Source organism: Escherichia sp. WS33, assembly GCF_046486385.1.
Taxonomy (GTDB): Bacteria; Pseudomonadota; Gammaproteobacteria; order Enterobacterales; family Enterobacteriaceae; genus ECMA0423.
Window position 1 is genome coordinate 1 of the sequence record NZ_JBJQLJ010000034.1, and the last position, 20,282, is coordinate 20,282.

At 50.6% G+C, this 20,282-nt stretch carries 18 protein-coding genes and 3 pseudogenes; 14 read left to right on the forward strand and 7 right to left on the reverse strand.

From position 1 onward, the window contains the following. From ACJHXA_RS20795 to ACJHXA_RS20805, 3 genes and pseudogenes are all read left to right on the forward strand, one after another. A partial coding sequence (locus ACJHXA_RS20795; protein ID WP_283512356.1) for a tail fiber domain-containing protein occupies window positions 1-647 on the forward strand: 647 nt, incomplete at its 5' end. A gap of 48 nt (window positions 648-695) precedes the next feature. Further along, window positions 696-830, forward strand: a pseudogene (locus ACJHXA_RS20800) (tail fiber assembly protein); the annotation flags it as partial. A 30-nt stretch (window positions 831-860) separates the two neighbouring features. After that, window positions 861-1,091: pseudogene (locus tag ACJHXA_RS20805) on the forward strand (recombinase family protein). A gap of 184 nt (window positions 1,092-1,275) precedes the next feature. Here ACJHXA_RS20805 and ACJHXA_RS20810 read toward each other — a convergent pair. Both ACJHXA_RS20810 and ACJHXA_RS20815 read right to left on the reverse strand, forming a co-directional pair. Continuing rightward, the gene (locus tag ACJHXA_RS20810) at window positions 1,276-2,880 is read right to left on the reverse strand and encodes a TIR domain-containing anti-phage reverse transcriptase (protein WP_134805505.1); all 1,605 of its coding nucleotides are present in this window, start codon (window positions 2,878-2,880) and stop codon (window positions 1,276-1,278) included. A 359-nt stretch (window positions 2,881-3,239) separates the two neighbouring features. After that, window positions 3,240-3,500, reverse strand: a complete 261-nt coding sequence (locus tag ACJHXA_RS20815; protein WP_283512357.1) for a DinI-like family protein — start codon at window positions 3,498-3,500, stop codon at window positions 3,240-3,242. A gap of 219 nt (window positions 3,501-3,719) precedes the next feature. On the opposite strand from ACJHXA_RS20815, the gene prfC reads away from it, so the two are divergent. The 5 genes from prfC (at window position 3,720) to ACJHXA_RS20840 (ending at window position 8,566) form a co-directional block, all read left to right on the forward strand. Further along, window positions 3,720-5,306 (forward strand): peptide chain release factor 3, encoded by a 1,587-nt coding sequence (prfC, locus tag ACJHXA_RS20820; protein ID WP_000202564.1) that lies wholly within the window; start codon window positions 3,720-3,722, stop codon window positions 5,304-5,306. A gap of 392 nt (window positions 5,307-5,698) precedes the next feature. After that, a complete protein-coding gene (gene osmY, locus ACJHXA_RS20825) occupies window positions 5,699-6,304 on the forward strand; it encodes a molecular chaperone OsmY (protein WP_001295748.1) in 606 nt (201 codons plus the stop codon). Between the two features lie 126 nt (window positions 6,305-6,430). Further along, on the forward strand, window positions 6,431-6,592 hold the full coding sequence (locus tag ACJHXA_RS20830; RefSeq protein ID WP_000490275.1) for a DUF1328 domain-containing protein: 162 nt from the start codon (window positions 6,431-6,433) through the stop codon (window positions 6,590-6,592). Between the two features lie 121 nt (window positions 6,593-6,713). Further along, the gene (locus tag ACJHXA_RS20835) at window positions 6,714-7,787 is read left to right on the forward strand and encodes a patatin family protein (protein ID WP_000531527.1); all 1,074 of its coding nucleotides are present in this window, start codon (window positions 6,714-6,716) and stop codon (window positions 7,785-7,787) included. After that, on the forward strand, window positions 7,784-8,566 hold the full coding sequence (locus ACJHXA_RS20840) for a metal-dependent hydrolase (RefSeq protein ID WP_000563066.1): 783 nt from the start codon (window positions 7,784-7,786) through the stop codon (window positions 8,564-8,566). The genes ACJHXA_RS20835 and ACJHXA_RS20840 overlap by 4 nt, the downstream gene beginning before the upstream one ends. 112 nt (window positions 8,567-8,678) lie before the next feature. On the opposite strand, the gene ACJHXA_RS20845 is transcribed toward ACJHXA_RS20840, so the two are convergent. Beyond that, complete coding sequence (locus ACJHXA_RS20845) at window positions 8,679-9,542, reverse strand: YjjW family glycine radical enzyme activase (RefSeq protein WP_001088381.1); 864 nt, start codon at window positions 9,540-9,542, stop codon at window positions 8,679-8,681. Next, the gene (locus tag ACJHXA_RS20850) at window positions 9,514-11,064 is read right to left on the reverse strand and encodes a YjjI family glycine radical enzyme (RefSeq protein WP_001143253.1); all 1,551 of its coding nucleotides are present in this window, start codon (window positions 11,062-11,064) and stop codon (window positions 9,514-9,516) included. Before ACJHXA_RS20850 ends, ACJHXA_RS20845 begins: the two co-directional genes overlap by 29 nt. Before the next feature lie 257 nt (window positions 11,065-11,321). On the opposite strand from ACJHXA_RS20850, the gene deoC reads away from it, so the two are divergent. The 4 genes from deoC (at window position 11,322) to deoD (ending at window position 15,624) form a co-directional block, all read left to right on the forward strand. Continuing rightward, window positions 11,322-12,101, forward strand: coding sequence for a deoxyribose-phosphate aldolase (deoC, locus tag ACJHXA_RS20855; RefSeq protein ID WP_001295412.1), 780 nt, complete (start codon window positions 11,322-11,324; stop codon window positions 12,099-12,101). A gap of 126 nt (window positions 12,102-12,227) precedes the next feature. Then, window positions 12,228-13,550, forward strand: coding sequence for a thymidine phosphorylase (gene deoA / locus ACJHXA_RS20860; protein ID WP_000477808.1), 1,323 nt, complete (start codon window positions 12,228-12,230; stop codon window positions 13,548-13,550). A 51-nt stretch (window positions 13,551-13,601) separates the two neighbouring features. After that, the gene (gene deoB / locus ACJHXA_RS20865; protein ID WP_000816471.1) at window positions 13,602-14,825 is read left to right on the forward strand and encodes a phosphopentomutase; all 1,224 of its coding nucleotides are present in this window, start codon (window positions 13,602-13,604) and stop codon (window positions 14,823-14,825) included. Window positions 14,826-14,904: 79 nt separating this feature from the next. Then, a complete protein-coding gene (deoD, locus tag ACJHXA_RS20870) occupies window positions 14,905-15,624 on the forward strand; it encodes a purine-nucleoside phosphorylase (RefSeq protein WP_000224877.1) in 720 nt (239 codons plus the stop codon). Between the two features lie 160 nt (window positions 15,625-15,784). On the opposite strand, the pseudogene ACJHXA_RS20875 reads toward deoD, so the two are convergent. The 3 genes and pseudogenes from ACJHXA_RS20875 to ACJHXA_RS20885 all read right to left on the reverse strand — a co-directional run bounded on the left by ACJHXA_RS20875 (window position 15,785) and on the right by ACJHXA_RS20885 (window position 17,768). Then, a pseudogene (locus ACJHXA_RS20875) lies at window positions 15,785-16,048 on the reverse strand (helix-turn-helix domain-containing protein). A gap of 31 nt (window positions 16,049-16,079) precedes the next feature. Further along, window positions 16,080-17,096: a lipoate--protein ligase LplA gene (gene lplA, locus ACJHXA_RS20880; protein ID WP_000105865.1), complete on the reverse strand. Its 1,017-nt coding sequence runs from the start codon at window positions 17,094-17,096 to the stop codon at window positions 16,080-16,082. A gap of 27 nt (window positions 17,097-17,123) precedes the next feature. Further along, the gene (locus tag ACJHXA_RS20885; RefSeq protein ID WP_000124615.1) at window positions 17,124-17,768 is read right to left on the reverse strand and encodes a YtjB family periplasmic protein; all 645 of its coding nucleotides are present in this window, start codon (window positions 17,766-17,768) and stop codon (window positions 17,124-17,126) included. Between the two features lie 105 nt (window positions 17,769-17,873). Between ACJHXA_RS20885 and serB the strand changes: the two genes are divergently transcribed. Both serB and radA read left to right on the forward strand, forming a co-directional pair. Next, window positions 17,874-18,842, forward strand: coding sequence for a phosphoserine phosphatase (gene serB / locus ACJHXA_RS20890; RefSeq protein ID WP_001132955.1), 969 nt, complete (start codon window positions 17,874-17,876; stop codon window positions 18,840-18,842). A gap of 48 nt (window positions 18,843-18,890) precedes the next feature. Then, entirely contained in the window at window positions 18,891-20,273 is a 1,383-nt protein-coding gene (gene radA / locus ACJHXA_RS20895) for a DNA repair protein RadA (RefSeq protein ID WP_001029698.1), read from the forward strand. Window positions 20,274-20,282 lie beyond the last annotated feature (9 nt).

Sequence of the window (20,282 nt, forward strand, 5' to 3'; positions counted from 1 at the left end):
CAAAACAATCAGGGACTGGCAATCGTTTTGTTTTACAGAACTTAGGTAATACAGAACTATCATTTGCCGCAAAAGTATGGGGATCAAGTGATCGACAAAACGTTTTTGAGGTTGGAACGTCTGCTGCGTATCTGTTTTATGCGCAAAAAACGTCAGCAGGCCAGTTGTTTGATGTAAATGGCGCTATTAATTGCACAACGCTGAATCAGTCATCAGACCGCGACCTTAAAGACGATATTCTCGTTATCAGCGACGCGACGAAAGCAATCCGTAAAATGAACGGATACACCTACACGCTCAGGGAAAACGGGATGCCTTATGCTGGCGTTATTGCACAGGAAGTAATGGAGGCGATACCAGAAGCTGTGGGATCGTTTACTCATTACGGTGAAGAGTTGCAGGGACCAACGGTTGACGGCAATGAATTACGTGAAGAAACACGTTATCTGAATGTTGACTACGCCGCCGTGACGGGGTTACTTGTTCAGGTCGCCCGTGAAACAGATGGTCGCGTTACCGCGCTGGAAGAGGAAAACATAACGCTACGTAAAAATCTGGCAACAGCAGGCACCCGGATCAGCACTCTGGAAAATCAGGTAAGCGAACTGGTTGCACTTGTCGGGCAGTTAACAGGAAGCGAACATTGATATCCTTCAAGCCCTGAAGGAGGCTGTTCCTGGTACGTTCAGACTGTTGTTGAGCTGGAAATCGCAACGGAGGAAGAAACTTCGTTGCTGGAAGTCTGGAAAAAGTATCGGGTGTTGCTGAACCGTGTTGATACATCAATTGCACCGGATATTGAGTGGCCTGCAAGCCCTGTTATGGAATAATCGTTACTGCTGTAGCCATAATAACGTCATATACAAGAGTTTGCTGGATTACGAAGAATGCGCGCTGATTTTGAAGATAAAATCAGTGGTACAAAGTCCGAAAGGCCAGGGCTGAAAAAACTACTCAGAATATTATCGGCAGGTGACACACTGATTGTCTGAAAGCTGGACTGACTGGGGGCGTTTTTTCTTCCATGTTATGGGGCTCAGGCCGGAATGGAACGTGAACTGACTGTTAAGAGAACAATAGTCGGGTTTTGAGGCTGCGAGATTACATAGAGTTAATTGGTTGGTTAATAGGGTATAGAGGTTATCCAACTATTCGTTACGACATATATTGTTGTTACCTACAAGTTATGAAAAATGTATTATTTTATTATTTTTTTTGTATGTGCAGATTAATACTTAATACGCATCAATCTGCACATTTGCTTTTGTGAGAGAATTATCGTTGTAAGAGTGATTTAATATTGTTGGCGACTACTTCAGGATTATTATCATAGACCATATAAAACTTATCACTAAGTAAAGGTAATGATAGGTTTACGACCTCCTTGTCTTCTTTTTTTAATAAGGTCAAAAGTTTTACGTCGCCACTCGATATTTCGCTGGCTAAAACTGCTCTTAATTCTTTTTGAGGCCATTCCTTATTGACTGAATTAGCAGATAAAATAGCGATGACATATTTTGATTTAACTAGTGCTGCATTTATTTTATCAATTAAGGAGTCGCCCCATTTTATCTCAACATGATCTATGAAGGCTGAAATTTTAAGTTTAGTTAACTCGTCATATATTGGAATTGCAATGTCTTTTTTGTCTTCGCTTGCATGGCATATAAAAACATCAAAGTTTTCTGTTTCTTTCATTGCTCGCAATCCTTCTTGGGTTTTTAATGGATCGTTATGACTCATGTATGACATCAGTTTTAAATATCCTGGATAGTCTTTCCCTCTAACCATTTTTATAAAGCTAAGCCTTCCATAAATATGATTTCGGAAAATTTGAATTGCGTGGTTATTATCCTTTGCCTGATATCCTTTTTCTGTAGCAAAGAGAAGTGCATACTTTAGCTTATCATCTGTCCATCTATGAATCATTGAACGTGTAATTCTTATATATCTTCTGTTAATGTTAACTTTATCATTAACCACTAAGCCAGTAACACTTTGTCTTGTATTTCTGGTTTGAACTCTAAATTTATCATAATTTATTTTAAAGCCATTTTTTGAAATAATATTGTCTATAGTTTCACTAAGACTATAACTTCCGTCGTCGTTTTTTTTGATTATATCAATATTTCTCTGATTGAAAGAAAAAGTTATGTCGTCAGCATACCTAGAATAAGATATTTTTTTTCTTCCTGCAAATTGGGTGAGCTGTTTGTCTAGAGAAGCTGATGCAATATTTGCTAATATTGGCGATGTACACGCACCTTGAGGTAATTTTCCATTGTGAGTACATAACTGAGCTAAAACAGTAGCTGCTGGATGAGCAAAATTAAAAGGTTTACTTTTAAATATTCCATAAACCCTAGCAAAACTTATTGATTCGAAATAGTTTTCTAGATCAATGTTTACGACAAAATTTTTTTTAATATGCATCCCAGCATTAGTAATGATGCTCTTTCCTTTTATAAAACCATGAGCAGATTTCTTTGGCCTGTAGAAATATTCAAGAACGGGCTTTAGTCTCGTTTGGAGTATCGATAGACCGCCACAAGGAGCATTAATGACTCTTTTTTTACCATTCTTCTTTTCTATTTCAAAAGTACGATAATTATCTTTTTTACGATATAGTATATAAAGTAATTGGCCAGCAGGAACTCCAAGTAAATTGGCAATATCACTTACTGATGTTATAGCAATTTCCCCTGACTCAATCAATATGCATATTTTAATCAGGTTATCAGGGGGAGTAACTTCAGTGCTAGTAAGTGTGTGGTTTATCCATTTAATTTTATGTCCATTGCTGTATGGTTTAGGTTCAATTTGAGGAAGTTCAGATATGAAGTCAGGGCTTTTTTTATTGGCTAATGCGAAGTTATGCATTAATAATTTATCATGTAGCGACAAAACCAACTCCTATCGGATTGTAAACGTTTCGGCTCTGCCCAATCACTTTGCGCATCACTTAGCGGACCACTAGTTAAGAAGCGTTACCATCGACTGAACGGTGGCGTATGTCCTAACATTAGTTCCTTCGAGGCGAAACAACCTCACAAATTTAAGGCAGAGCCGTAGTTTATGATTATCATATTAATAATTAAAAGTGAAGTAAAAATATGCTACTGGAGATCTATTGTTCACTATACAGCTGGTTTCTCCGTTATGAGTATTTATTCAGTAAGTGCATCTTGTCTGTCTATATATAGTAGTAGCGCGTTTCTCGCTCACAATAGTCATTAACTTCATTTATGGTGGGAGTATACAAACCACTCGTCAGCAGACTCCCAGGTATCTTTCAAAGTTTCCTGAACAAAAGTTTTAGCTGAATCTTTATCGGCAGTGCGCGTAACAGAAAGGCCATCGTTGCTGGTGGTTTTTACGATCACCTCTACATCGTCATAACGCTTACTGATGCGTCGAGTTAATTCTTCCTTTAACGCATCCACAGCACCGTTTGGCATTTTAGTCATTTTCTCTTTGGCTATGCAGATCTCAATACGCATAAAAATCCCTCTACACTGTGTTTGTATACAGTATTATTTTTAACTGTATGAATAAACAGTGTCAATAGAACAAAGATTGCTGCATGTACAAATGTTCTTTGGCTACAAATACACCTACTGATCATGTTCTGCTATGCTCTGATACCTCCAAAATGTACAATCAGCGGCATGAATTTTTCTTTGTACATATGATTGTACATAATCAAAGAGACAACAATTATGACAAGCCTTTTGGCCGCAGAGGTAGCGAAAAGAAGAACCTTTGCAATTATTTCTCACCCGGATGCCGGTAAGACTACCATCACCGAGAAGGTGCTGCTGTTCGGACAGGCCATTCAGACCGCCGGTACAGTAAAAGGCCGTGGTTCCAACCAGCACGCTAAGTCGGACTGGATGGAGATGGAAAAGCAGCGTGGGATCTCCATTACTACGTCTGTGATGCAGTTTCCGTATCACGATTGCCTGGTTAACCTGCTCGACACCCCGGGGCACGAAGACTTCTCGGAAGATACCTATCGTACCCTGACGGCGGTGGACTGCTGCCTGATGGTTATCGACGCTGCAAAAGGTGTTGAAGATCGTACCCGTAAGCTGATGGAAGTTACCCGTCTGCGCGACACGCCGATCCTCACCTTTATGAACAAACTTGACCGTGATATCCGCGACCCGATGGAACTGCTCGATGAAGTTGAGAACGAGCTGAAAATCGGCTGCGCACCGATCACCTGGCCGATTGGCTGCGGCAAGCTGTTTAAAGGCGTTTACCACCTTTATAAAGACGAAACCTATCTCTATCAGAGCGGTAAAGGCCACACGATTCAGGAAGTCCGTATTGTTAAAGGGCTGAATAACCCGGATCTCGACGCTGCGGTTGGTGAAGATCTGGCACAGCAGCTACGTGACGAACTGGAACTGGTGAAAGGCGCGTCTAACGAGTTCGACAAAGAACTGTTCCTTGCGGGCGAAATCACTCCGGTATTCTTCGGTACTGCGCTGGGTAACTTCGGTGTTGATCATATGCTGGATGGCCTGGTGGAGTGGGCTCCTGCGCCGATGCCGCGTCAGACTGATACCCGTACCGTAGAGGCGAGCGAAGACAAATTTACCGGCTTCGTATTTAAAATTCAGGCCAACATGGACCCGAAACACCGCGACCGCGTGGCGTTTATGCGCGTAGTATCCGGTAAATATGAAAAAGGCATGAAGCTGCGCCAGGTGCGTACTGCGAAAGATGTGGTTATCTCCGACGCGCTGACCTTTATGGCGGGCGACCGTTCGCACGTTGAAGAAGCGTATCCGGGCGATATCCTCGGCCTGCACAACCACGGCACTATTCAGATCGGCGACACCTTTACCCAGGGTGAGATGATGAAGTTCACCGGTATTCCGAACTTCGCACCAGAACTGTTCCGTCGTATCCGCCTGAAAGATCCGCTGAAGCAAAAACAGCTGCTCAAAGGGCTGGTACAGCTTTCCGAAGAGGGCGCGGTGCAGGTGTTCCGTCCGATCTCCAACAACGATTTGATCGTTGGTGCTGTTGGTGTGCTGCAGTTTGATGTGGTGGTATCGCGCCTGAAGAGCGAATACAACGTTGAAGCAGTATATGAATCAGTCAACGTTGCCACTGCCCGCTGGGTAGAATGTGCGGACGCGAAGAAATTCGAAGAGTTCAAGCGTAAGAACGAAAGCCAACTGGCGCTTGATGGCGGCGATAACCTCGCTTACATCGCTACCAGCATGGTCAACCTGCGCCTGGCGCAGGAACGTTATCCCGACGTTCAGTTCCACCAGACCCGCGAGCATTAATTCTTGCCTCCAGGGCGCGGTAGCCGCTGCGCCCTGTCAATTTCCCTTCCTTATTAGCCGCTTACGGAATGTTCTTAAAACATTCACTTTTGCTTATGTTTTCGCTGATATCCCGAGCGGTTTCAAAATTGTGAACTATATTTAACAAAGTAATGACATTTCTGACGGCGTTAAATACCGTTCAATGCGTAGATATCAGTATCTAAAGCCGTCGATTGTCATTCTACCGATATTAATAACTGATTCAGAGGCTGTAATGGTCGTTATTCATCACCCATCGCTTTTGTGATGGCGACCATTGACTTCTGTAGAGGGTGAAGTCTCTCCCTATTCAGCAATGCAACCTCGTGTTGCCAGGCTCAAATTACGAGCAAACATACAGGAATAAATCGATGACTATGACAAGACTGAAGATTTCGAAAACTCTGCTGGCTGTAATGTTGACCTCTGCCGTCGCGACCGGCTCTGCCTACGCGGAAAACAACGCACAGACTACCAATGAAAGCGCAGGGCAAAAAGTCGATAGCTCTATGAATAAAGTCGGTAATTTCATGGATGACAGCGCCATCACCGCGAAAGTGAAGGCGGCGCTGGTGGATCATGACAACATCAAGAGCACCGATATCTCTGTCAAAACCGATCAAAAAGTCGTGACCCTGAGCGGTTTCGTTGAAAGCCAGGCTCAGGCCGAAGAGGCAGTGAAAGTGGCGAAAGGCGTTGAAGGGGTGACCTCTGTCAGCGACAAACTGCACGTTCGCGACGCTAAAGAAGGCTCGGTGAAGGGCTACGCGGGTGACACCGCCACCACCAGTGAAATCAAAGCCAAACTGCTGGCGGACGATATCGTCCCTTCCCGTCATGTGAAAGTTGAAACCACCGACGGCGTGGTTCAGCTCTCCGGTACCGTCGATTCCCAGGCACAGAGCGACCGTGCTGAAAGTATCGCCAAAGCGGTAGATGGTGTGAAAAGCGTTAAAAATGATCTGAAAACTAAGTAATTCGTCGTAATTCGTCCTCCCGAACTTTGTCGGGAGGCGCGATGTGCACCACACTAAAAATATCGCATTGAGTGATTTTCACGCTCATATCAAGCGGTGACATTAACTATGGTAAAGGAGACGCTTATGTTTCGTTGGGGCATCATATTTCTGGTTATCGCGTTAATCGCCGCCGCACTTGGGTTTGGTGGTCTGGCCGGTACCGCTGCAGGCGCAGCTAAAATTGTCTTTGTCGTCGGGATTATTCTGTTCCTGGTGAGTTTGTTCATGGGCCGAAAACGACCCTAGATTTCAGACCATTAAGAAAATTTTATCCAAAGCCAGTCCAGCGGACTGGCTTTTGCGGTTTTAGCGAATAATAAATTGCGTTACTTTGTCATTCTTTCACAACAAAAACAGGAAGGCAGAGGTGGGGCAGCGAATACCTGTAACGCTTGGTAATATTGCGCCGTTGTCGCTAAGGCCGTTCCAGCCTGGACGAATAGCTCTGGTGTGCGAAGGCGGCGGACAGCGTGGAATTTTCACGGCTGGCGTGCTGGATGAGTTTATGCGCGCGCAGTTTAATCCTTTCGATCTTTATCTCGGCACATCTGCCGGGGCGCAGAACCTCTCGGCGTATATCTGCAATCAGCCCGGTTACGCGCGCAAAGTCATCATGCGCTATACCACAAAACGCGAATTTTTCGATCCATTGCGCTTTGTCCGTGGAGGAAATCTTATCGATCTCGACTGGCTGGTGGAGGCCACCGCAAGTCAGATGCCGTTGCAAATGGATACCGCCGCGCGGTTGTTTGACAGCGGCAAATCGTTTTATATGTGCGCCTGTCGTCAGGATGACTACGCGCCGAATTACTTTTTACCAACCAAACAAAACTGGCTGGATGTGATTCGCGCCTCCAGTGCGATACCTGGCTTTTATCGTAGCGGAGTGTCGCTGGAAGGCATTAACTACCTGGATGGCGGGATCAGTGATGCGATTCCGGTTAAAGAGGCGGCAAGGCAGGGCGCTAAAACGTTGGTCGTCATCCGCACTGTGCCGTCACAAATGTACTACACGCCGCAGTGGTTCAAACGCATGGAACGCTGGCTGGGTGACAGTAGCCTGCAGCCGCTGGTCAATCTGGTGCAGCATCATGAAACCAGCTATCGTGACATTCAGCAATTTATTGAGAAACCACCTGGCAAGCTGCGGATATTCGAAATTTATCCACCGAAGCCATTACATAGTATCGCGCTTGGCAGTCGGATTCCGGCGCTGCGTGAAGACTATAAACTTGGGCGTTTATGCGGTCGTTATTTCCTCGCCACGGTTGGCAAGCTATTAACTGAAAAAGCGCCGCTTACCCGCCATCTGGTGCCAGTGGTGACGCCGGAATCGATCGTTATTCCGCCTGCGCCAGTCGCCAACGATACGCTGGTTGCCGAAGTGAGCGATGCTCCGCAGGCGAACGACCCGACATTTAACAATGAGGATCTGGCTTGATTTGCCGTTTTATCGATACCCACTGCCATTTTGATTTCCCGCCGTTTAGTGGCGATGAAGAGGCCAGCCTGCAACGCGCGGCACAAGCGGGCGTAGGCAAGATCATTGTTCCGGCGACAGAGGCGGAAAATTTTGCCCGCGTGCAGGCGTTAGCGGAAAAATATCAACCGCTGTATGCCGCATTGGGGTTGCATCCGGGGATGTTGGAAAAACATAGCGATGTGTCTCTTGATCAGCTACAGCAGGCGCTGGAAAGGCGTCCGGCGAAGGTGGTGGCGGTGGGGGAGATCGGTCTGGATCTCTTCGGCGACGATCCGCAATTTGAGAGGCAACAGTGGTTACTCGACGAACAGCTGAAACTGGCGAAACGCTACGATCTGCCGGTGATCCTGCATTCACGGCGCACACACGACAAACTGGCGATGCATCTTAAACGCCACGATTTATCGCGCACTGGCGTGGTTCACGGTTTTTCCGGCAGCCTGCAACAGGCCGAGCGGTTTGTACAGCTGGGCTACAAAATCGGCGTAGGCGGTACTATCACCTATCCACGCGCCAGTAAAACCCGCGATGTCATCGCAAAATTACCGCTGGCATCGTTGTTGCTGGAAACCGACGCGCCGGATATGCCGCTCAACGGCTTTCAGGGGAAGCCTAACCGCCCGGAACAGGCTGCGCGGGTGTTTGACGTGCTTTGCGAGTTACGTCCGGAACCAGAAGATGAGATTGCCGAAGTGTTGCTTAATAATACGTATGCGGTGTTTAGCGTTCGTGGGTAGTTTACCCTTCGTAGGCAGCATCCGGCAGTCGGCGCATAATGCCTGATGCGACGCTTGTCGCGTCTTATCATGCCTACAGGTTTGTGCCGAACCGTAGGCCGTATCCGGCATGTCACAAATAGAGCGCCGGAAATATCAACCGGCTCACCCCGCGCACCTTTAACGCATCAGCCAACGGCTCAACGTCTTCCGGCGTGGCGCTCGCCCAGCTTTGCGCCTCGCCATACACGCCGTGGGCATGAAACGCATTCAGGCGAACCGGAACATCGCCAAGTCTCTTGATAAACGTCGCCAGCTCATCGATGTGATGCAAATAATCCACCTGGTCTGGAATTACCAGCAAACGCAGTTCCGCCAGCTTACCGCGCTCTGCCAGCAAACAGATGCTGCGCTTAATCTGCTGATTATCGCGTCCGGTTAATTGCTGATGACATTCGCTCCCCCACGCTTTGAGATCGAGCATCGCGCCGTCGCACACCGGGAGTAATTTTTCCCAGCCGGTTTCGCTCAACATACCGTTACTGTCCACGAGGCAGGTGAGGTGGCGCAGTTGCGGATCGTTTTTGATGGCTGTAAATAGCGCCACTACAAACGGCAGTTGGGTCGTGGCTTCGCCGCCGCTTACCGTTATCCCTTCAATAAACAGCACCGCTTTGCGGACATGGCTAAGCACTTCGTCCACGCTCATGGATTGCGCCATTGGCGTGGCATGTTGCGGACACATCTTCAGGCAGGTATCACACTGCTCGCAGACCACAGCGTTCCACAGCACTTTGCCGTCAACAATCTGCAACGCCTGATGCGGACACTGTGGCACGCACTCTCCGCAATCATTGCAGCGTCCCATCGTCCACGGATTGTGACAGTTTTTGCAGCGCAGATTGCAGCCCTGCAAAAACAGAGCCAGACGACTACCTGGCCCGTCAACGCAGGAGAAGGGGATAATCTTACTGACTAAAGCGCATCTGCTGTTCATGGCTTATCACGCGCGGCTGGCGTTCCAGAATACGAGTGTTGCGTGCGGCTTCTTCGCCCAGCCAGGTGGTGTTGGTGCGTGAACCTTCGGCGCGATATTTTTCTAAGTCCGACAAACGTACCATATAACCGGTAACGCGAACCAGATCGTTACCGCTGACATTGGCGGTAAATTCACGCATTCCGGCTTTAAAGGCACCGAGGCAAAGCTGTACCAGTGCCTGCGGGTTACGTTTGATGGTTTCGTCGAGCGTCAGAATGTCGCTGATGCCGGAATAATAATAAGCATGATGCGGGGCGACAGTTTGCAGATGGGTGATCGGATCTGGCTCATCGCCATACGGCAAACGCGCGCCCGGCGTGGTGCCAATATCGGAACTGATCCCCGACTGTGCGTGTAACATGGCGCGTTTTTGCCATCCATATTTCACGGGGGTATTGGCGACAAACTCCGCCAGTTGCGCGCTGATGCGATAACCCACTTCATTTGCGGCGGCTTCTTTACCGTAACGTGCGGCAATCCCTTCTTTCTCACACAGCAAGTTAACCGCTTCCGCCAGCCCATACATGCCAAACATTGGCACAAAACGTTCAGGGTTAATCAGCCCTTCTTTCACCAGGAAGCTATTCTCAAAGAAGTGTGATTGTTGATAGAGGAATTCACACCGCGCATCGATGATGGCGATCTGCTGCTGGCAGTAGTGCGGTAGAGTGCGCGTAAAGAAGTCATCCAGCGATTCGCTGCGCTCGGCAATGGCTTTCAGGTTAAGGCGTACCAGCGTGCTGCCACCACCCGCCAGCGGCAGTGAGTTGTAACAGCTCACAATCCCGTAGCCCCCTTTTGTGAAAATTTTATCATGCACCGGACCGTTGGCGATGTGCGGTTTGCTACATTCACAGATGTTCTTCGCCACTTCCAGCAGCAGGTCATCAGGGGTGATTTCAGGATCGTAGATAAAGGTCAGGTTCGGTGAAACCTGCTTCAACTCTGCGTCTGCACGTAAGATTGCACGGGTAATGGGCGAATCAGACGGGCCGATATTGGCGTGCATAAAGGCGTCTGGCAGGGTTCTGTCGAGGTAACGCCAGAAACGTTTTATTCGAACATCGATCTCGTCTTGTGTTAGAATTCTAACATACGGTTGCAACAACGCATCCAGTTGCCCCAGGTAGACCGGCATCGATGTGACCGACGGTACGTGGTGGTAAAGAATGGTCAGCAGAGAGAGTGCGTCATCAAGATCTTTCGCGCCTTCCAGCTCCAGCCATTCGGAACCGTTCGCCAGAAAACGGGCGTAATCGGGTAAGACATAGCGCGGTTTGTACGGCGCATGACCTTCAAACATATCGCAGATTACACCCTCATCCAGCGCGCGGCGGGCTTCGGCAGGAAGCTGCGGATAAGGCAGATTGTTTTCTGCTTCCAGAGCCAGAAAATGGCGCTTCTGCTCCGGGCTAAGCACTGGGCTGGTGACAATTTGCTGGCAACGTTGTTGCAGTGCATTTTCATGAGAAGTGGGCATCTTCTTTTCCTTTTATGCCGAAGGTGATGCGCCATTGTAAGAAGTTTCGTGATGTTCACTTTGATCCTGATGCGTTTGCCACCACTGACGCATTCATTTGAAAGTGAATTATTTGAACCAGATCGCATTACAGTGATGCAAACTTGTAAGTAGATTTCCTTAATTGTGATGTATATCGAAGTGTGTTGCGGAGTAGATGTTAGAATACTAACAAACTCGCAAGGTGAATTTTATTGGCGACAAGCCAGGAGAATGAAATGACTGATCTGAAAGCAAGCAGCCTGCGTGCACTGAAATTGATGGACCTGACCACCCTGAATGACGACGACACCGACGAGAAAGTAATTGCTCTGTGTCATCAGGCCAAAACTCCGGTCGGCAATACCGCCGCTATCTGTATCTATCCTCGCTTTATCCCGATTGCTCGCAAAACGCTGAAAGAGCAGGGCACCCCGGAAATCCGAATCGCTACGGTAACCAACTTCCCACACGGTAACGATGACATCGAAATCGCGCTGGCAGAAACCCGTGCGGCAATCGCCTACGGTGCTGATGAAGTTGACGTTGTGTTCCCGTACCGCGCGCTGATGGCGGGTAACGAGCAGGTTGGTTTTGACCTGGTGAAAGCCTGTAAAGAGGCTTGCGCGGCAGCGAATGTACTGCTGAAAGTGATCATCGAAACCGGCGAACTGAAAGACGAAGCGCTGATCCGTAAAGCGTCTGAAATCTCCATCAAAGCGGGTGCGGACTTCATCAAAACCTCTACCGGTAAAGTGGCTGTGAACGCGACGCCGGAAAGCGCGCGCATCATGATGGAAGTGATCCGTGATATGGGCGTAGAAAAAACCGTTGGTTTCAAACCAGCGGGCGGCGTGCGTACTGCGGAAGATGCGCAGAAATATCTCGCCATCGCAGATGAACTGTTCGGTGCTGACTGGGCAGATGCGCGTCACTACCGCTTTGGTGCTTCCAGCCTGCTGGCAAGCCTGTTGAAAGCGCTGGGCCACGGTGACGGTAAGAGCGCCAGCAGCTACTAAGTAAGATGCTTTACGCCTGATGCGCTGCGCTTATCAGGCCTACGAGACGTATCTACCCGTAGGCCGGATAAGGCGTAGACGCATCCGGCAAAAGCCGCCTCATACTCTTTTCCTCGGGAGGTTACCTTGTTTCTCGCACAAGAAATTATTCGTAAAAAACGTGATGGTCATGCGCTAAGCGATGAAGAAATTCGTTTCTTTATCAACGGTATTCGCGACAACACTATCTCCGAAGGGCAGATTGCCGCCCTCGCGATGACCATTTTCTTCCACGATATGACAATGCCTGAGCGTGTCTCGCTGACCATGGCGATGCGAGATTCAGGAACCGTTCTCGACTGGAAAAGCCTGCATCTGAATGGCCCGATTGTTGATAAACACTCCACCGGCGGCGTCGGCGATGTGACTTCGCTGATGTTGGGGCCGATGGTCGCAGCCTGCGGCGGCTATATTCCGATGATCTCCGGTCGCGGCCTCGGTCATACTGGCGGTACGCTCGACAAACTGGAATCCATCCCTGGCTTCGACATTTTCCCGGATGACAACCGTTTCCGCGAAATTATTAAAGACGTCGGCGTAGCGATTATCGGCCAGACCAGCTCACTGGCTCCGGCGGATAAACGTTTCTACGCGACCCGTGATATTACCGCAACCGTGGACTCCATCCCGCTGATCACTGCCTCGATCCTGGCGAAGAAACTGGCGGAAGGTCTGGATGCGCTGGTGATGGACGTGAAAGTGGGTAGCGGCGCGTTTATGCCGACCTACGAACTCTCTGAAGCCCTTGCCGAAGCGATTGTTGGCGTGGCTAACGGCGCTGGCGTGCGCACCACCGCGCTGCTCACCGATATGAATCAGGTACTGGCCTCCAGTGCAGGTAACGCGGTTGAAGTTCGTGAAGCGGTGCAGTTCCTGACGGGGGAATATCGTAACCCGCGTCTGTTTGATGTCACGATGGCGCTGTGCGTGGAGATGCTTATCTCCGGCAAACTGGCGAAAGATGACGCCGAAGCGCGCGCGAAATTGCAAGCAGTGCTGGACAACGGTAAAGCGGCAGAAGTCTTTGGTCGTATGGTAGCGGCACAAAAAGGCCCAACCGACTTCGTTGAGAACTACGCGAAGTATCTGCCGACAGCGATGCTGACGAAAGCAGTCTATGCTGATACCGAAGGTTTTGTCAGTGAAATGGATACCCGCGCGCTGGGGATGGCAGTGGTTGCAATGGGCGGCGGTCGTCGTCAGGCATCTGACACCATTGATTACAGCGTCGGCTTTACTGATATGGCGCGTTTGGGCGACCAGGTAGACGGTCAGCGTCCGCTGGCTGTTATCCACGCGAAAGACGAAAACAGCTGGCAGGACGCGGCGAAAGCGGTGAAAGCGGCAATTAAACTTGCCGATAAAGCACCGGAAAGCACACCAACTGTCTATCGCCGTATCAGCGAATAACGGTATACTGATCTGATCATTTAAATTTGAAGCACTGAGTACGGAGAACATATGAAACGTGCATTTATTATGGTGCTGGACTCATTCGGCATCGGCGCTACAGAAGATGCAGAACGCTTTGGTGACGTCGGGGCTGACACCCTGGGTCATATCGCAGAAGCCTGTGCCAAAGGCGAAGCTGATAACGGTCGTAAAGGCCCGCTCAATCTGCCAAATCTGACCCGTCTGGGGCTGGCGAAAGCACATGAAGGTTCTACCGGTTTCATTCCGGCAGGAATGGACGGCAACGCTGAAGTTATCGGCGCGTACGCATGGGCGCACGAAATGTCATCCGGTAAAGATACCCCGTCTGGTCACTGGGAAATCGCCGGTGTCCCGGTTCTGTTTGAGTGGGGATACTTCTCCGATCACGAAAACAGCTTCCCGCAAGAGCTGCTGGATAAACTGGTTGAACGCGCTAACCTGCCTGGTTATCTCGGTAACTGCCACTCTTCCGGTACGGTCATTCTGGATCAGCTGGGCGAAGAGCACATGAAAACCGGCAAGCCGATTTTCTATACCTCCGCTGACTCCGTGTTCCAGATTGCCTGCCACGAAGAAACCTTTGGCTTGGATAAACTCTACGAACTGTGCGAAATCGCCCGTGAAGAGCTGACCAACGGCGGCTACAACATCGGTCGTGTTATCGCTCGTCCGTTTATTGGCGACAAAGCCGGTAACTTCCAGCGTACCGGTAACCGTCACGACCTGGCTGTTGAGCCGCCAGCACCGACCGTGCTGCAGAAACTGGTTGATGAAAAACACGGTCAGGTGGTTTCTGTCGGTAAAATTGCAGACATCTACGCCAACTGCGGTATCACCAAGAAAGTGAAAGCAACTGGCCTGGACGCGCTGTTTGACGCCACCATCAAAGAGATGAAAGAAGCGGGTGATAACACCATCGTCTTCACCAACTTCGTTGACTTCGACTCTTCCTGGGGCCACCGTCGCGACGTCGCAGGTTATGCGGCGGGTCTGGAACTGTTCGACCGCCGTCTGCCGGAGCTGATGTCTCTGCTGCGCGATGACGACATCCTGATCCTCACTGCTGACCACGGTTGTGATCCGACCTGGACCGGTACTGATCACACGCGTGAACACATTCCGGTACTGGTTTACGGCCCGAAAGTAAAACCGGGCTCACTGGGTCACCGTGAAACCTTCGCGGATATCGGCCAGACTCTGGCAAAATATTTTGGTACTTCTGATATGGAATATGGCAAAGCCATGTTCTGATAATGGGTGCGGCTTGATGCCCTCACCCCGGCCCTCTCCCTCAGGGAGAGGGTGAAAACATGTAGATAAGGATAAAACAATGGCTACCCCACACATTAATGCAGAAATGGGCGATTTCGCTGACGTAGTTTTGATGCCAGGCGACCCGCTGCGTGCAAAGTATATTGCTGAAACTTTCCTTGAAGATGCCCGTGAAGTGAACAACGTTCGCGGTATGCTGGGCTTCACCGGTACTTATAAAGGCCGCAAAATTTCCGTAATGGGTCACGGTATGGGTATCCCGTCCTGCTCCATCTACACCAAAGAACTGATCACCGATTTCGGCGTGAAGAAAATTATCCGCGTGGGTTCCTGTGGCGCAGTTCTGCCGCACGTAAAACTGCGCGACGTCGTTATCGGTATGGGTGCCTGCACCGATTCCAAAGTTAACCGCATCCGTTTTAAAGATCATGACTTTGCCGCTATCGCTGACTTTGACATGGTGCGTAACGCGGTAGACGCGGCTAAAGCACTGGGCATTGATGCTCGCGTTGGTAACCTGTTCTCCGCTGACCTGTTCTACTCTCCGGACGGCGAAATGTTCGACGTGATGGAAAAATACGGCATCCTCGGCGTGGAAATGGAAGCGGCTGGTATCTACGGCGTCGCTGCAGAATTTGGCGCGAAAGCCCTGACCATCTGTACCGTGTCTGACCACATCCGCACTCACGAGCAGACCACTGCCGCTGAGCGTCAGACCACCTTCAACGACATGATCAAAATCGCACTGGAATCCGTTCTGCTGGGCGATAAAGAGTAATTGTGTTTCGCTGAAAGGCGATTGTCGTGTGAAGCCGGAGTGGGAGACTGCTCCGGCTTTTTAGTATCTATTCATCAATAGCAACTGATTTATAGATTTACTATTATTTTTCATATGGATAGAAAATAAAATCTATTCAAGTATCTATTCACGAATCTATTCATTTATGTTCAGCCGTCATCCAGGAAGGGCATATCAGCAACTCTGGTGGACAACCATAAATTTCTGCCATTTTGCTTTTGATGTTTGAGCTAAACCGTTCCGTCTTTTCGATCTATTTTAGAGAATTAATCGAGATACCTAACATTTTACTTACTTCAGCAAGCGATAATTTATGCCTGATACGCACGGCGGCTAGCCAGGAAATACGCTGGCTTAACATTATATTGATAATCTCCCGCTCCTGGTTTTCCAGATCGATCATATTCCCTTCCTTTGGTATTTTAATCAGCGAGTTACCTTACCGCCCCCGCTATCCACGTCGACAACTCCCGTAGCTCTTTTTCCTGGTCCGGGAAGTCAACCAACAGCGCTTCGCACTCTTGTTGCAGCATATCCGCGCGGTACAGGCCGCCTTGCAGTCGCCCGGCGAGGGCTTCCAGCGGCGCGGGGTTGAGGCTGTCGGTAAACACCTGGGCGCGGGTGATATGGCCTTTTTCAACGTCGAAATGCAGTTCCACGCCGCCCCAGCTAAAGCGTTCATCCAGCAGATGCGAGAATGCAGGAGCCTGACCGAAGTTCCATTCCCAGCTACTCTGACGGGCAAAGGTTTCGGCGAAGTTTGGCAAGTCTGGCGTTTTGTCCGGGGAGATGATTTCCGCTTCTACACGCTCGCCATAATGGGCGAAAAAGGCCTTGGTTATGGCCTCGCAAACCTGCTCATGGGTGATCCCCGGCAGCAGCTCGGTGAGGTTGGTCACGCGGGAACGCACTGAGGTAATGCCTTTCGCCGCCAGTTTCTTTTTATCCGGATTGAGATAGTTTGCCAGGCGGCTAAGGTCGGCATTGAGCAGCAAGGTGCCGTGGTGGAAGCCACGATCTTTGGTTTCGCGATAGGCCGATCCTGAGACTTTGCGGTCACCTTCGGCGGTTTTCACCACCAGATCGTTACGCCCGGACGCTTCGGCGCTGACGCCAAGCGCGTTCAGCGCATTGAGCACAATCGACGTGGAGATGGTTTTATCGTACTCCGGCTTGCCAGCCATAAAGGTAAAGCAGGTATTGCCGAGATCGTGGAACACCGCGCCGCCACCGCTACTGCGCCGTGCCAGGCGGACGTTATCTTCTTCCATCCGCCGGGTATTACACTCTTTCCACGGGTTCTGCGCGCGACCAATCACTACCGTGTCGGCATTGCGCCAGAGAAACAGAACGCGCTGCGTGGCGGGCATCTGGCGAAAAATACACTCCTCCACCGCCAGGTTAAACCACGGGTCGTAAGAGTCAGAGATGAGCAGGCGTAATGTGGACATAACGATTTCCTTTCTTGTAGTAATGGGTCACTCTTTTTTCTCGCTTTCTTCCTCTTCCGGCACCGGTTTGCTGGCGGTTAACAGGAAGGGCGATTGCTGCCAGCGGGTACGTTTACCCTGTAGCAGCGTGCGGGTCAGCACTACGCCGATTGCCAGTGAAAGCAGCAACATCAGGCGTAAAATGTTAGTGGTGTTATCCACCTGTTGGGCTTCGGTGGCGAGCGTATGGGTGTCGAGCGTCAGGCGCAGATAGCCGAGCGGTCCGTTTTTCCCGGCAATTGGTTCGACAATCTGCTGGTTAAAATAGCCGCCCGCTTTTTTACCGTCGAGCGCCAGCCGGTCGCGCACTTCGACGCTTTCGCCTGAACGGGCGATAAGATCGCCTTGTTCGTCATACACACCCGCGTCGAGGATGCGGCTTTCATCCGTTAACTGATCGAGGATCGCCTGAATGCGTTTTTCATCTGGTGAGTCGGTACGCATCAGCGGTGCAACGTTCAGCGTCACCTGACGCGCCAGGGTGCGGGCCAGTTCTTCCAGCTGTGGATTACGCTGTCGCTGGTGGTTTTGACTAAACCATGACGCCCCCTGCATCAGTGCCACTAACAAGGCAAGACAGAACAGGACAATCACTGCCCGATGCAGCCGGAATTTCAGTTTTGTGCGAGCCATCTTCCACCCTTTGAAAATTTGAGACTTAATGTTGCCAGAAGCAATGGATACAAGGTAGCCTCATGCGTTATTTTCCCTGCTTCGAACGATTTTACAGGAGCCTTAATGCCTAACATTACCTGGTGCGACCTGCCTGAAGATGTCTCTTTATGGCCGGGTCTGCCTCTTTCATTAAGTGGTGATGAAGTGATGCCACTGGATTACCACGCAGGTCGTAGCGGCTGGCTGCTGTATGGTCGTGGGCTGGATAAACAGCGTCTGACCCAATACCAGAGCAAACTGGGTGCGGCGATGGTGATTGTTGCCGCCTGGTGCGTGGAAGATTATCAGGTGATTCGTCTGGCAGGTTCACTCACCGCACGGGCTACGCGCCTGGCCCATGAAGCGCAACTGGATGTCGCCCCGCTGGGGAAAATCCCGCACCTGCGCACGCCGGGTTTGCTGGTGATGGACATGGATTCCACCGCCATCCAGATTGAATGTATTGATGAAATTGCCAAACTGGCCGGAACGGGCGAGATGGTGGCGGAAGTAACCGAACGGGCGATGCGCGGCGAACTCGATTTTACCGCCAGCCTGCGCAGCCGTGTGGCGACGCTGAAAGGCGCTGACGCCAATATTCTGCAACAGGTGCGTGAAAATCTGCCGCTGATGCCAGGCTTAACGCAACTGGTGCTCAAGCTGGAAACGCTGGGCTGGAAAGTGGCGATTGCCTCCGGCGGCTTTACTTTCTTTGCTGAATATCTGCGCGACAAGCTGCGCCTGACCGCCGTGGTAGCCAATGAACTGGAGATCATGGACGGTAAATTTACCGGCAATGTGATCGGCGACATCGTAGACGCGCAGTACAAAGCGAAAACTTTGACTCGCCTCGCGCAGGAGTATGAAATCCCGCTGGCGCAGACCGTGGCGATTGGCGATGGAGCTAATGACCTGCCGATGATCAAAGCAGCAGGGCTGGGGATTGCCTACCATGCCAAGCCAAAAGTGAATGAAAAGGCGGAAGTCACCATCCGTCACGCTGACCTGATGGGGGTATTCTGCATCCTCTCAGGCAGCCTGAATCAGAAGTAATTGCTCGCCCGCCATCCTGCGGGCGGCACAGCATTAACGAGGTACACCGTGGCAAAAGCTCCAAAACGCGCCTTTGTTTGTAATGAATGCGGGGCCGATTATCCGCGCTGGCAGGGGCAGTGCAGTGCCTGTCATGCCTGGAACACCATCACCGAGGTGCGTCTTGCTGCGTCGCCAACGGTGGCGCGTAACGAGCGTCTCAGCGGCTATGCCGGTAGCGCCGGGGTGGCAAAAGTCCAGAAACTCTCCGATATCAGCCTTGAAGAGCTGCCGCGTTTTTCCACCGGATTTAAAGAGTTCGACCGCGTACTAGGCGGCGGCGTGGTGCCAGGAAGTGCCATTCTGATTGGCGGTAACCCTGGTGCGGGGAAATCCACGCTGTTGCTGCAAACGCTGTGCAAACTGGCCCAGCAGATGAAAACGCTGTATGTCACCGGCGAAGAGTCGCTGCAACAGGTGGCAATGCGCGCTCATCGACTTGGCCTGCCGACTGACAATCTCAATATGTTGTCGGAAACCAGCATCGAGCAGATCTGCCTGATTGCCGAAGAAGAGCAACCGAAACTGATGGTAATTGACTCGATCCAGGTGATGCATATGGCGGATGTACAATCATCGCCTGGTAGCGTGGCGCAGGTGCGTGAAACGGCGGCTTATCTGACGCGCTTCGCCAAAACGCGCGGTGTGGCGATTGTCATGGTTGGGCACGTAACCAAAGATGGCTCGCTGGCTGGCCCTAAAGTGCTGGAACACTGTATCGACTGTTCGGTGCTTCTGGATGGTGATGCCGACTCCCGTTTTCGCACCTTGCGCAGCCATAAAAACCGCTTCGGCGCGGTGAATGAGCTGGGCGTCTTCGCGATGACCGAACAGGGGCTGCGTGAAGTCAGCAACCCTTCGGCAATTTTCTTAAGTCGCGGAGATGAAGTGACCTCCGGCAGCTCCGTGATGGTGGTGTGGGAAGGAACGCGTCCGTTGCTGGTGGAGATTCAGGCGCTGGTCGATCACTCGATGATGGCGAATCCGCGCCGCGTGGCAGTGGGGCTGGAACAAAACCGTCTGGCAATCCTGCTGGCTGTCTTGCACCGTCACGGTGGTCTGCAAATGGCCGATCAGGATGTATTTGTGAACGTGGTCGGCGGCGTGAAGGTAACCGAAACCAGTGCCGATTTAGCGTTACTGCTGGCGATGGTTTCCAGCCTGCGTGACAGACCGCTGCCACAGGATCTGGTGGTGTTTGGTGAAGTCGGGCTGGCAGGGGAGATCCGCCCGGTGCCCAGCGGTCAGGAACGAATTTCAGAAGCGGCGAAACACGGTTTTCGCCGGGCGATTGTTCCGGCGGCTAACGTACCGAAAAAAGCGCCGGAAGGGATGCAGATTTTTGGCGTTAAAAAACTCTCCGACGCGCTTAGCGTGTTCGACGACTTATAATGAGAGATA